The organism is Arthrobacter sp. Y3223166 (assembly GCF_059090935.1).
Genome location: NZ_JBNHGE010000031.1, coordinates 1 through 11795, shown reverse-complemented (window position 1 = coordinate 11795; position 11795 = coordinate 1). Strand labels below are relative to the sequence as shown.

General features: G+C 67.9%; 12 protein-coding genes. 5 read left to right on the top strand and 7 right to left on the bottom strand.

Annotated features, from left to right (window positions below):
* Positions 1-21: 21 nt before the first annotated feature.
* From AC5RUH_RS12845 to AC5RUH_RS12820, 6 genes are all read right to left on the bottom strand, one after another.
* Positions 22-1029 (bottom strand): serine/threonine-protein kinase, encoded by a 1008-nt coding sequence (locus tag AC5RUH_RS12845; protein WP_494128761.1) that lies wholly within the window; start codon positions 1027-1029, stop codon positions 22-24.
* 87 nt (positions 1030-1116) lie between these two features.
* A complete protein-coding gene (locus AC5RUH_RS12840) occupies positions 1117-1923 on the bottom strand; it encodes an alpha/beta fold hydrolase (RefSeq protein ID WP_494128760.1) in 807 nt (268 codons plus the stop codon).
* A gap of 2 nt (positions 1924-1925) precedes the next feature.
* Positions 1926-2258 (bottom strand): biotin/lipoyl-containing protein, encoded by a 333-nt coding sequence (locus AC5RUH_RS12835; RefSeq protein WP_494000078.1) that lies wholly within the window; start codon positions 2256-2258, stop codon positions 1926-1928.
* A complete protein-coding gene (locus tag AC5RUH_RS12830) occupies positions 2251-3225 on the bottom strand; it encodes an alpha-ketoacid dehydrogenase subunit beta (protein ID WP_494128774.1) in 975 nt (324 codons plus the stop codon). The genes AC5RUH_RS12835 and AC5RUH_RS12830 overlap by 8 nt, the downstream gene beginning before the upstream one ends.
* Positions 3226-3343: 118 nt before the next feature.
* On the bottom strand, positions 3344-4390 hold the full coding sequence (locus AC5RUH_RS12825) for a thiamine pyrophosphate-dependent enzyme (RefSeq protein WP_494128759.1): 1047 nt from the start codon (positions 4388-4390) through the stop codon (positions 3344-3346).
* A 182-nt stretch (positions 4391-4572) separates the two neighbouring features.
* The gene (locus AC5RUH_RS12820; RefSeq protein WP_494128758.1) at positions 4573-5979 is read right to left on the bottom strand and encodes an amino acid permease; all 1407 of its coding nucleotides are present in this window, start codon (positions 5977-5979) and stop codon (positions 4573-4575) included.
* A gap of 100 nt (positions 5980-6079) precedes the next feature.
* On the opposite strand from AC5RUH_RS12820, the gene AC5RUH_RS12815 reads away from it, so the two are divergent.
* Positions 6080-6553 carry an Lrp/AsnC family transcriptional regulator gene (locus AC5RUH_RS12815; RefSeq protein WP_493979767.1) on the top strand — a complete coding sequence of 158 codons (474 nt, stop codon included), beginning with the start codon at positions 6080-6082 and terminating at the stop codon, positions 6551-6553.
* A gap of 184 nt (positions 6554-6737) precedes the next feature.
* Positions 6738-6956, top strand: coding sequence for a hypothetical protein (locus tag AC5RUH_RS12810; RefSeq protein WP_494128757.1), 219 nt, complete (start codon positions 6738-6740; stop codon positions 6954-6956).
* A 188-nt stretch (positions 6957-7144) separates the two neighbouring features.
* On the opposite strand, the gene AC5RUH_RS12805 is transcribed toward AC5RUH_RS12810, so the two are convergent.
* Positions 7145-7942, bottom strand: a complete 798-nt coding sequence (locus AC5RUH_RS12805; protein ID WP_494128756.1) for a hypothetical protein — start codon at positions 7940-7942, stop codon at positions 7145-7147.
* A 240-nt stretch (positions 7943-8182) separates the two neighbouring features.
* Between AC5RUH_RS12805 and AC5RUH_RS12800 the strand changes: the two genes are divergently transcribed.
* The 3 genes from AC5RUH_RS12800 to AC5RUH_RS12790 form a co-directional block, all read left to right on the top strand.
* Entirely contained in the window at positions 8183-8890 is a 708-nt protein-coding gene (locus AC5RUH_RS12800; RefSeq protein ID WP_494000074.1) for an NUDIX hydrolase, read from the top strand.
* Between the two features lie 140 nt (positions 8891-9030).
* The gene (nadA, locus tag AC5RUH_RS12795) at positions 9031-10359 is read left to right on the top strand and encodes a quinolinate synthase NadA (RefSeq protein WP_494128755.1); all 1329 of its coding nucleotides are present in this window, start codon (positions 9031-9033) and stop codon (positions 10357-10359) included.
* Positions 10356-11795, top strand: a 1440-nt coding sequence (locus AC5RUH_RS12790; protein ID WP_494128754.1) for an L-aspartate oxidase, incomplete at its 3' end; no start/stop codon positions are given. The genes nadA and AC5RUH_RS12790, both read left to right, overlap by 4 nt.

The window sequence follows — 11795 nt, the reverse complement described above, 5'->3', positions numbered from 1 at the left end:
GTGTTGCGTTCAATGCCTGGTTTAACCCACGCTGGGTGCGCGGTTCGGGGGTGCGGGGATAGCCACGTTCCCCGTGATGTGCCCGCCGGTACGCTCTTCGATCGCCCCGGCCGTGTGCGATCCGGTCGTGCCGGTCAACAGCGCAGGCGACGCCAACGCAGGGGATGACAACACGGGGGCCGTCGCTACGATCTGCTCGGGTAGCGGCGCCTCCGCCAGGTTTCGCAGACTCAAGGCCACTTCGTGCGCGGTCGGACGAGCCTCCGGGTCACGGCGGGTCATCCGGGTCAGCAGGTCCGCCCACTCGGCGGGGAGGGCGTCCGGAATCTCGGGGTCGCGCAAGAGCCGGGCAAGGGCCGCTTCCATCGGTGTGCCGGAGAATGCCTTTTCGCAGGTAAGGCATTCGAGCAAAACCAGCGCCAGCGAGTATACGTCACTGGCCGCGGTGACGGGGTTGCCCAAGGCCTGTTCGGGGCTGAGGTAGTTCGCGGAGCCGATGGTCGCACCCTGGGCGGTGGCCATGGTGGCTTCGACCATCCGGGCGATGCCGAAGTCGGTGAGCTTGGGGTGGTGCCGCGTATCTTCTGTGTGGCCGTTGGCCAGCAGAATATTGGCCGGCTTCACGTCCCGGTGCACGACACCCTGACTGTGGATGTAGTTGAGCGCGTCGGCCAAATCTGCCCCGATCTGCGCGGTCTCCACCTCGGAGAGAGGCCCGCCTTTCAGCCGCCGCCGCAGGTCGGACCCTTCAATCAGTTCCATCACCAGGTAACTGGTGGTCGCGCCATCGTCGGCTGTGTGCAGTCCGGCATCCAGCAAGGTCACCAAACCGGGGTGGTTCAGCGTGGCCAGCAGCAGGGTTTCGGTGTGCTGCCGCCGGTACTCGTCATCGTCCGGCGTCGTCGGTGCAAACATCTTGACCGCCACGTCGCGGCCCAAAGATTCGTCCACGGCCCGGTACACGGACGCTGCCCCGCCGGTGCCTATAAGCTCCCGTGTCCTGTAGCGCCCGCCCAGGAATACCTCCATCAAGCCTCCACGCCCCAGGAATTTACTTTCATCGAGAATTGTACCGACCAAAAGCGCCGTTGGCGGCACCGAAAAATGCGCGAACGGTTAACCAGCGAGGAATTCGATGGCGGCGGTCTTGAACGCCCGGGAGGTCACGGCATTGGCATGCGTACGTGCGGGCAGCCACATCAGCTCCGCCGCGTCGGAGAGCGCAGCCAGCTCCGGTGCCGTGGCGGCCAGGTCGTCCTTGTCGCCGGCGACCAGGAGCACCGGCATCCTCGGCACGGCCTCGGTCGGGACGAAGGGTTCGGTCTTGATCGCCTCGATCATGGTCATCAGCGCGAAGATGTCGTTCGACGGCACCAGCTTGGCCATCCGCAAAAGCTCGGCGGTGTTGACGTCCTCAATGGGCGTCCCGTCCGCGAGGAAGCGCTGGGCGGCACGCAGGTCGAAGTCCGCCAACGGGTCGCTGCTGCCGGGTCCGCCGAGCACCATCCGCCGGACGAGTTCCGGCTGGGTGGCGCCGAACTCCCACGCCAGCCGCGCTCCCAGGGAGTAGCCGATCAGGTCAACCCCGGTGTCGGCGTCGTTCTCTTTCAGTGGACGGACCTTGGCGTCCTGGACCAACTGCAGCAGGTCGGCGCGGATCCGGCTGGGGGCGTAGGCATCCATTTCTTCGGGAGCGGCGCTTTCGCCGTGGCCGGGAAGGTCCACCGTGACCACGCGCCGGCCGGCCTGGGTCAGCGCCGTAATCCAACCGGCGTCCTCCCAGTTGAGTTTGCTGGAGGAAGCGAAACCGTGCAGCAGGATCACCGGGCGGCGCGGGCCATCGGTCCCTTCGGCGGCCTCGTGCACCTGGACGTGCAGGCGCGGATCGAGGCCTTCAACGGTGTGCTGCGGGGTGTTTCCCATGCTCAGTCCTCGTCGTCGAGCGCCGCCGTCAGGCGGACGCGGCGCTTGGGCGCTTCTTCCTTCGGTACGGTGCCCACAATACCGGCGGTGTCATCGGGAACCTCGAAAACGATCAACGGTTCGCCCACCTTGATGATGTCGCCGGGTTCCCCATGGATTTTCACCACTTTGCCCGCCTGCGGGGAGGGCAGTTCAACGGCGGACTTGGTGGTCTCCACCTCGACCAGCGGGTGGTTGCGCTCGACCTGCTCGCCCTCGGAGACGAGCCATTCCAGCACGGTTGCCTCGATCAGGCCCTCACCAAGATCCGGCAGGGGGAACGTAATTTCAGCCACGGCGATACTCCAATACTCGCTGGATCCCGAACAGGATGCGGTCAATGTTGGGTACGTACTCGTCTTCCAGGTCTCCCGAAGGGTACGGTACGTCGAATCCGGTCACGCGCTCAACAGGTGCCCGCAGGGTGTTGAAGCAGCGCTCGGTAATCAGCGCGGCCACTTCCGCACCCAGGCCGGAGGTCAGCGGTGCCTCGTGCACGACGACGGCGCGGCGCGTCTTGGCCACGGAAGCGGCCAGTCCTTCGGCATCGATTGGCTTCAGCCAGCGCAGGTCCAGCACCTCGATCTCAATGCCGTCCTCGGCGGCGAGCTCGGCGACCTGCAGGCAGCGGGCCACCATGGCGCCCCAGGCCACCAGGGTCAGGTGCTTGCCTTCGCGGACGATCCGCGAGCCTTCGGGGGAGTAGCCGTCCGGCTCGGGGGAGGTGTCCACCGGCCCCTTCTGCCAATAGCGGGACTTCGGCTCCATGAAGATCACCGGGTCGGGCCGCGTGGCCGCGTGCTTGAGCAGGTGGTACGCCTCATTCGGGCTGGACGGGGAGACCACCTTCAGGCCGGGTACGTGGGCGAACAGCGATTCCAGCGACTCGCCGTGGTGTTCGGGAGCGCGGATGCCGCCGAAGCTGGGTACCCGCAGCGTGATGGGCATCGGCATGGTGCCGCGGCTGCGGTAGTTCATTCGGCCCACCTGGCAGACAATCTGGTTGATCGCCGGGTAGGCGAACCCGTCGAACTGCACCTCGGGGATCGGGTGGTAGCCGGCCATGGCCAGGCCCACCGACATGCCGAGAATGCCGGATTCGGCCAGCGGGGTGTCGAAAACCCGAGCTTCGCCGAACGTCTTTTGCAGGCCATCGGTGATGCGGAAGACGCCGCCGAGCTGTCCGACGTCCTCGCCCAAAACCAGTGCCTTGGGGTTGTCCTCCAGCACCTCTGCCAGCGCGCGGTTCAGTGCCTGCTGCATGGAGAGCTGTTCGACGGCGGTGACGTGGCCGGGTTCCACCACGTCCGCGGATTCCTGCTGGGCGCTGGTTTCTGTGGTGTTGTCGAAGGCGGCTTCAAGGTCGCTCAGGGTCTTGTGCTCAGACATGCTCGGACTCCTCCCGCCAGGCGCGTGCCTGGGCCTTCAGCGCGTGTGTGGGTTCCTGGTAGACGAAATCGAACATCTCCGTGCCGGGACGGGAACCAAGTGCCGCCACGCCTTCCCGGATCTGTTCTTCTTCCGCCTTGGCGGCCGCGAGCACCTCGGCGAAGAAGTCCTCGCCGGCGATGCCGTCGGCTTCCAGCCGGGCCCGCATACGCAGCAGCGGATCCTCGCCGCCGTCGGCGCGTTCCTCGGCCAGGGTGCGGTAGCGGCCGGGGTCGTCGCTGGTGGAGTGCGGGCCCCGCCGGTACGTCATGGCTTCCACGACGGCCGGCCCGTTGCCCGCCCGGGCATGGGCGAGGGCGGCGGCCGTCGCCTGGTGGACAGCCACGGCGTCGTTGCCATCCACCTGGAGGGACGGCATGGCGTAGCCGACGGCCCGGGCGGCAACCGAGCCCCCGGCCACCTGGCGCTCCGTCGGCACCGAGATCGCAAAGCCGTTGTTCTGGATGAAAAAGACCACGGGAGCCTTCATGACCGCGGCGAAGTTCATGGCTTCGTGGACGTCGCCCTGCGAGCTGGCGCCGTCGCCGAAGTAGGTGATGGCCACGCCGAGTTCTCCGGCCGGGGCGCCGGAAAGCGTCTGCCCGTGCGCCCAGCCGACGGCGTGCAGCACGGAGCCTGCCACGACGGCTTGGATCGGGGCGAAACGGGTGGCCTGGGGATCGTAGAGCCCGCCGTGCCAGGTCGCCTTGTGGGTGGACATGTACTCGACCATGTCCACGCCCACCGTCCGGGCCACGCCCATCTCGCGGTAGGTCGGGAAGACGAAGTCACGGGACATGTCCAGCGCATACCCGCTGCCCACCTGGGCGGCTTCCTGTCCGAGTTCCGGTGCGTAGCCGGGAATCAGGCCCTGGCGCTGCCACCGAATGGCCGATTCGTCCAGGTGGCGGACCGACACCATCAGCCGGTAGAGCTCCTTGAGGTCCTCTGCGGACAGGTCGGGCCGGGCCGACGGGTCCAGGGAAAGAACGCTGCTCATGCCTGCTCCTCCACGTAGTCATGGTGCCGCCGCCTCCCCGCGGGGGAGGAGCGCGACGGCTTCACTTGCTTACGGTGACACTAATCACCCGACACGGAGTGCGCAATCTGCCATGCGATCACCAAACAGTGTGCACAGTTAGCTGCCCTTGATGGTAATAGCTATAAACAGATTGCAAACCGCTAACGGCGAGGTGAGCTTTCGGCAGGTGTTCGGCGCGCGGCGATTTTGGCAGCTGCAGCTATCGCGGCGATCAGCACCAGGGTCGAGAGCAGCTGGATTCCCGTTGTCGGGGAGAAGAAGCCAAGCACCAGGATGGCGGCCAGCAGGGCAAGGCCCGCGTACGTCATCGCCGGGAAGCCCCGCATCCGGAACGGCAGCTCCGTGCCTTCGCGGTCGGCCCGGCGGCGCAGCACCAGTTGGGACAGCAGGACGATCCCCCAGACCACCAGGCACGTGGACCCGACGACGTTTAGCAAAACCGGTAAGACGCGCTCGGGGAACAACAGCTCGAGTACGGCCGCCACAAAACCAAACGCCACGGACGCCATTACCGCCCTGACGGGAACCCGCCGGGTGCTGAGCCTTCCGAGGGAAGCGGGCGCCTCGTTCCGTTCCGAGAGAGAGAAGATCATCCTGGATGCGCCGTACAGGTTGGCGTTGAGCGCCGAGAGCAGCGCTACCGCGGCGACCAGGGTGATGGCCACATCTGCGCCGGGGATCTGGGCGATCGAGAGCACCGCGGCAAAGGGCGAGGCCAGTGCCTCCGAATCCCAGGGCACCGTCAGCGCGATCACCAGCACCGAGCCGAAGTAGAACACCAGGATGCGCCAGACGACGGTCCGGATGGCCTTCGCCACGCTGGCTCCCGGGTTTTCCGTTTCCGCGGCCGCAACGGCGACGATCTCGGTCCCGCCAAAGGCAAATATCACCACCAGCAGCCCGGCGCCGATGCCGGCGATGCCGTTGGGGGCGAAGCCGTCCTCGCCGAAGATGACGCCCAACCCGGGCGACGGGACATTGGGCAGCCAGCCGAACAGCAAGGCGGCGCCGATGGCGAGGAACCCCAGGATGGCGATGACCTTAAAGATGGCGAACCAGAACTCGAATTCTCCGTAGTTGCGCACCCCGAACAGGTTGACCGCGGTGAAGACCACCATGAACACCAGCGCGAGCAGCCAGACGGGCAGCGCCGGCCAGACCGTGGCCAGCAAGCCCGCGGCGCCCACTGCTTCGGCCGCGATCACCACCACCAACTGCAGCCACCAGAGCCAGCCGATGGTGGCGCCGGCGGTGCGGCCCAGCGCCTTCTCGGCGTACGTCGAGAAGGCACCGCTGCTGGGGTTGGCGGCGGCCATCTCGCCCAGCGCCCACATCACGATGATCACCAATGTGCCCGCGAGCAGGTAGGAGATCAACACGGCCGGACCGGCGGCTTGGATGCCCGCTCCGGAGCCCAGGAAGAGCCCGGCACCGATCGCGCTGCCCAGTCCCATCATGATCAGCTGGCGCTGCTTCATCCCGTGGCCGAGCCCGGCGGGCGGTCGGGCGCCCGGGTCGCGGTGGTGAGTGGCGGTAAAACGCGGCATCGACTGTCCTGTCGTTTGGCGAAAGCAGCCCGTAAGCTGACAATTTGTCTAGCAGTGTCCCACAACTGGCGGCACCGAACCCGAAAGGACGCACAGCGTCATGCAGATCGACTCTCTCGATGCCGATATCGTCACGCTGTTCACGGAGGACCCGCGGATGTCCGTTCTGGAAGCGTCCCGGGTGCTGAAAGTAGCGCGTGCCACAGTACAGGCCCGGCTGGACAAGATGCAACGCGCCGGCGTGACGGCGGGCTGGGGGCCGCGGCTTTCGCCCGAGGCACTGGGGTACGTGGTGCGAGCCTACTGTTCGTTCGTGATCCGGCAGGAGTCCGGGCACGACGCCGTGGCCGCCGCGCTCGCCGACATTCCCGAGGTGCTGGAGCTGCACACCGTCTCCGGTGAAAGCGACCTGCTGGCTTGTGTCGTCGCCCGGTCGAACGCGGATTTGCAGCGCGTGCTCGACCAGGTCATGGCGACCAATACGGTGCTGCGTTCGTCGTCCGTGATCGTGCTTAACAGCCACTTCCGGGAGCGGACCCTTCCGTTGGTCCAGGCCGCCGCCGATCCCCGCTGACCCCGGAGGAAAGGGCGGCGCCGCCGTCGTCGACGTCGACGTCCCGGATGACCGCCACACGGCCGAGCCCCGCGGCGGTTCCGGCAATCACCGCGCAAATGGCAGGCAGCGGAGCCGTGCCCGAAGCCAGCAGGGCGGCGGTTCCCCACGTGAGTGCGGCCAGCCCTGCTGCAAATACGAGCACATGCACCCACTGCCGGCGAACCGGGCGCAGCAGCAGGCCCAGCAGCAGCGCGAAGGGGCGCCCAGCAGGGCGGCGAAGAAAAAGCCGATCGTCAGCACCAGGCCCCAGAAGCTGAGGGCAGCGGAGTGCGGCGACGACAGCTCGTCGATGATGCTCAGGACCAGCGATATGACGAACCACGCCCCGACGGCGACCAACCAGCCCTTGATGAAGGCGTAGCGGCCAAGGATGACGCGATGGTGCGGCGGGCGTTCCTTCCTGCCATACCTGCGCCGGAGGATTTCGTTGTTGTCCGGTGGCACGAACCGCCGCCGTCCCCGTGGGTGCATGGCTGAAGCCTAGCCCGGGGAGTCCGGCGCCACGCGGGCGGCCACGCCGGAATGCCGCTGTGCGTCCATTCCCTCGTGTCAGTCGGAGGTTGTCGGCTCCGGCTTTTCCAGTGCGGCGAAGGGCGCAAGGTCCCGTCGGAAGTTCTCGATGTCGCGTTCCGACAGCGCGGTGGCGCCGTAACCCAGCGTGATCGATCGAGGTGCCCACCCGTGCTCCGCGGCTTCTGCGGCTGCCTCGCCGGACGGGTCGCGGGACACATCCAGCAGAGTGATCGACAGCCACTGGGAATCTGCCTGTGCCGCTCCGCTCCACACCCAGTACTCGTCCGGATCATCGGTTCCGAAGCGCTCACGCTGTTCCCGCTGCCAGGTTTCTTCGTCGCCGTGCGGCGATGACTGGTGATCGAAAACCAGCGCATCGAAACCATGGTCCGCGAGTATCCCGTTCACCATGTCAACGATGCGCTGCCAGTCTTCAGGCGCCGGGGGAGCGGACCCGCTGATGCGGTTGGTGGAGTTGTAGGTGGAATACGCGGACTTGCCGCCGTACCCGTTTCCCTCCTGCGGATACCAGCCCGCTTCCCCGTCGCCCCGCCAGCGCAGCCCGTACTCTCTGCTGAGCGCGGATTCCACGTCGGACAAAAGGGCTTCCGCCAGTGATTCGGTCTGCTCTCGGGTAGGCCCAGACAGTATTTCTTCGGCTGAAATGTGGGCGTGGCCCGGATAATCACGCCAGTCCACAGTAGTCTCACGACCGCTCGTGTCGATGTAGGTGGTGGTGGGCGAGGCCGAACAACCAACGAGCAGGGCGACGACGAAAAGCCAAAGACCCGTGGGCGCGGGCCACCTGGGGCGCGCGGGTCGTGCTGTCTGCATCCGTACCCTTCGAAAGAGGTTTGCCAATAAGTTCCCACGGTAGTGGGGGAAAAGCAGTAGCGGTACGAACACGCGGGCCAGCCGGAGATACAAGGGCGGGAGGCCTGCCCCGGTCCGCCATGATCCCGGCGCCGTCACAAATCGCCGGCGTTGGAGTGTGATTGGGTCAACATGACCATAACCGGCTAGAATGAGTTCTAGTCACTGTGACTTTTACTCGAAACCGGGGAGGAGGCGGCCATGCCGATTCACGCGGCCAATGTGTCGGAGCGGGCGCAGCAGCCCCCTGAACTGGCCATCTCCACGGTCATCTTCGCCCTTCGTCCGGACCAGGAGGCGGGTCGCCCCACCTTGTGGCTGCCGTTGGTCCGCCGTACCCGCCAGCCCTTCCGGGACCTGTGGGCGCTGCCCGGCGGTCCGTTGAGTGCGGCCGAATCCCTCCAGGACGCCGCGGCCCGGAACCTTGAGGAGACCACCGGCCTGCAGCCGAGCTACCTGGAGCAGTTGTATGCGTTCGGCGGCCTGGACCGCTCACCGGCGCAGCGGGTGGTCTCCATCGTCTATTGGGCGCTGGTGAAGCCGGACGAGGCGGCACTGGCCCGCGAAACCGAGAACGTGCGCTGGGTCCGCGCCGATGAACTTGGCCAACTGGCGTTTGACCACAATCAGATCGTGGACTACGCGCTGTGGCGGCTGCGGAACAAGGTGGAATACAGCTCCATCGCGTATGCCTTCCTGGGATCCACTTTCACACTGGCCCAGGTCCGCGAAGTGTACGAGGCCGTGCTGGGCAAGCAGTTGGATCCCGCCAACTTCCGCCGCCAGCTGCGGGCGACCCCGGACATCGAACCGACCGACGAGTACCTGCAGGGCGGCCGGCACCGGCCGCCCCGGCTCTACCGCTACACCGGCAGCGCCGCGCAGCTCAGGGGCAGCCCGCCCGCCTAACCCGCTCCCCAGCGCACCCGTGGCAACAGTCCCGCGGCAACCGCCCCGCAGGCCGGCAAGGCCCCCGCACCCGCCACCCATACCCGCAGTCCGCCACGGATTTCCCCGACCTGACCCCCTGCCCAACAACGGAGAACACCATGTCATCGGTCAACAGCACCATCCAGCTGATCACCCGCGAGGAAGCGCTTGCCGGCTCCCGCGCGCCCGCCGCCTCCACCTGCACGCCCGATCTGGCCAAGGGCCCGTGGGCCTTCGACACCGCCGCGGGCAGCGGTGCCTGGGCGCCCTCCTACGGGCCGGGCGCGTCGATGGCCGATCCGGCGCCGGCCGCCACCCCGCGGCAGGGCGAAATCCCGGCAGAATACCGGCTGGCCGGCGATGCGGAGCTCGAGGAGCGGATCCTGGCCGCCAAGGCAAAGCTGGGCGACAAGCTGGTCATCCTCGGCCACTTCTACCAGCGCGACGAAGTGGTCAAATACGCCGATTTCGTGGGCGACTCGTTCCAGCTGGCGCGGGCCGCCAAGGAAAAGCCGGAGGCCGAAGTCATCGTCTTCTGCGGCGTGCACTTCATGGCGGAAACCGCCGACATGCTTTCCGGGCCCGAACAGGCCGTGATCCTGCCGAACCTGGCCGCCGGCTGCTCCATGGCGGACATGGCGGACATCGACTCGGTGCAGGCCTGCTGGGACCAGCTCGCCGGCGTGCTCGGCAGCGGTCCGGACGCCGACGGCAAGGTCCCAGTCATCCCGGTCACCTACATGAACTCGTCGGCCGCGCTCAAGGGCTTCTGCGGAGAGAACGGCGGGATCGTCTGCACGTCCTCGAACGCCGAGACAGTGCTGGAGTGGGCCTTCGAGCGCGCCCACCGGGTCCTCTTCTTCCCCGACCAGCACCTGGGCCGCAACACGGCCAAGGCCATGGGCGTGCCGCTGGAGCAGATGCCCATGTGGAATCCGCGCCAGCCCCTGGGCGGCAACGACGAGGCGGCGCTGCAGGAGTCGCGCGTGATCCTCTGGCACGGCTTCTGCTCCGTGCACAAGCGCTTCACCGTGGACCAGATCGAGAAGGCACGCGCCGACTACCCGGGCGTCCGGGTGATCGTGCACCCCGAATGCCCCATGCCGGTGGTGGACGCCGCGGATGAGTCCGGTTCCACCGACTACATCCGCAAGGCCGTGGCCGCCGCCACCGAGCCGACCGTCTTCGCGATCGGCACCGAGGTCAACATGGTCAACCGGCTGGCCGCCGAGTACCCGCAGCACACCATCTTCTGCCTCGACCCGGTGATCTGTCCATGCTCCACGATGTACCGGATTCACCCGGGCTATCTGGCCTGGGTGCTGGAAGCCTACGCCGGAACCGGCCAGCTGCCCGGCGGTGAAGTCCTCAACCGGATCACCGTGCCCGATTCGGTGGCCGTTCCCGCCCGCGTGGCGCTGGAACGGATGCTGGCAGCCAGGCCGTGAACCTCGAACCGGCCCGGCGCGTGGCGGTGGTGGGGTCCGGCATCGCCGGGCTCTACGCCGCCGCGCTCGCCGCGGAACGCCCGGACACGGCCGTCACCCTGATCACCAAGGGCGGGCTGGCCGAGTCCAACACCTGGCACGCCCAGGGCGGAATCACCGCTGTCACCGCGCAGGGAACCGCGGCCGGCGATTCCGTCGCGGCGCACATCGCCGACACCCTCGCCGCCGGCGCCTTCATGAACGACGACGGCGCCGTGCGCCTGCTGTGCGCAGGTGCGGCGGCGGAAATCGCCACCCTGGAAGAGTGGGGCGTGGACTTCGACCGGCACGGCGGTGAATTGTCGCTCGGGTTGGAAGGGGCCCACTCGGCGCCGCGGATCCTGCATGCCGGCGGTGACCGCACCGGGGCAGGCATCGCCGAAGTGCTGATCCGCGTGGTCCGCGGCCCGGCGGAGGCGGGCCGGCTGGAGATCCTTGAGCACACGATGGTGCGGCGGCTGCTCACGGCCGGCGCGCGCGTGGCGGGCGTGGAGCTGATGCCCATGGGAGCAGGCGCGGTGCCCGACTACCTGGACACCGACGTCGTGATCCTCGCGACCGGCGGCGCCGGGCAGCTGTACCCCGCCACCACCAACCCCGCCGCCGCTACCGGCGACGGCGTGGCGCTGGCCTGGGAAGCCGGTGCGGTCCTGGCTGACCTTGAGTTCATCCAGTTTCACCCCACCCTGCTGGACCCGGCGGCGACCGGCGGCAGGGCCTTCATGATTTCGGAGGCGGTACGCGGCGAAGGCGCCGTGCTGGTGGATGCGGCGGGGGAGCGGTTCATGCCGGCGCTGCATCCGGACGCCGAGCTGGCGCCCCGTGACGTGGTCTCGCGCTGCATCCACAACCAGCTCCGGCTGCAGGAGGACAACGGGCTGCTGCCGCAGGTCTTCCTTGACGCCACCGGACTCGAGCGGGAGAAGGGCGCCGGTTTCCTGGCGGCGAGGTTCCCGATGATCGACGCCACCGTCCGCTCCCTGGGCTTCGACTGGACGCGGCAACCGCTGCCGGTGCGTCCGGCCTCGCACTACTGGATGGGCGGCGTGCGGACCGACCACGACGGCCGGACCTCGGTGCCCGGGCTGCTGGCCGTGGGCGAGGTCGCCCGCACCGGAGTGCACGGGGCCAACCGGCTGGCCTCGAACTCACTGCTGGAAGGCCTGGTTTTCGCCCGCCGTGCCGTGCGCGCGCTGGACCGGCCGGAGGCCGTGCCGGTGTTCGGTGCCGTCCCGCTGGACGTCGGGGCCCCGCCGGGCCGCCCGTTGCGTGCAGGGGCCCGCCCCGGCCGACAGGACGCGCCGGCCCACACCACTGCGTGCACCCGGCAACAGATCCAGGCCGTGATGGCGGCCGCCGCCGGCGTGGTCCGCGACGGCCCAACGCTGCGGGAAGCC

Bases quoted from the DNA above. Each gene is read 5' to 3' on its own strand.
- AC5RUH_RS12845 (WP_494128761.1), bottom strand. From the start codon at position 1,029: ATGGAGGTATTCCTGGGCGGGCGCTACAGGACACGGGAGCTTATAGGC.
- AC5RUH_RS12840 (WP_494128760.1), bottom strand. From the start codon at position 1,923: ATGGGAAACACCCCGCAGCACACCGTTGAAGGCCTCGATCCGCGCCTG.
- AC5RUH_RS12830 (WP_494128774.1), bottom strand. From the start codon at position 3,225: ATGCAGCAGGCACTGAACCGCGCGCTGGCAGAGGTGCTGGAGGACAAC.
- AC5RUH_RS12825 (WP_494128759.1), bottom strand. From the start codon at position 4,390: ATGAGCAGCGTTCTTTCCCTGGACCCGTCGGCCCGGCCCGACCTGTCC.
- AC5RUH_RS12820 (WP_494128758.1), bottom strand. From the start codon at position 5,979: ATGCCGCGTTTTACCGCCACTCACCACCGCGACCCGGGCGCCCGACCG.
- AC5RUH_RS12815 (WP_493979767.1), top strand. From the start codon at position 6,080: ATGCAGATCGACTCTCTCGATGCCGATATCGTCACGCTGTTCACGGAG.
- AC5RUH_RS12810 (WP_494128757.1), top strand. From the start codon at position 6,738: ATGCACCCACTGCCGGCGAACCGGGCGCAGCAGCAGGCCCAGCAGCAG.
- AC5RUH_RS12805 (WP_494128756.1), bottom strand. From the start codon at position 7,942: ATGCAGACAGCACGACCCGCGCGCCCCAGGTGGCCCGCGCCCACGGGT.
- AC5RUH_RS12800 (WP_494000074.1), top strand. From the start codon at position 8,183: ATGCCGATTCACGCGGCCAATGTGTCGGAGCGGGCGCAGCAGCCCCCT.
- nadA (WP_494128755.1), top strand. From the start codon at position 9,031: ATGTCATCGGTCAACAGCACCATCCAGCTGATCACCCGCGAGGAAGCG.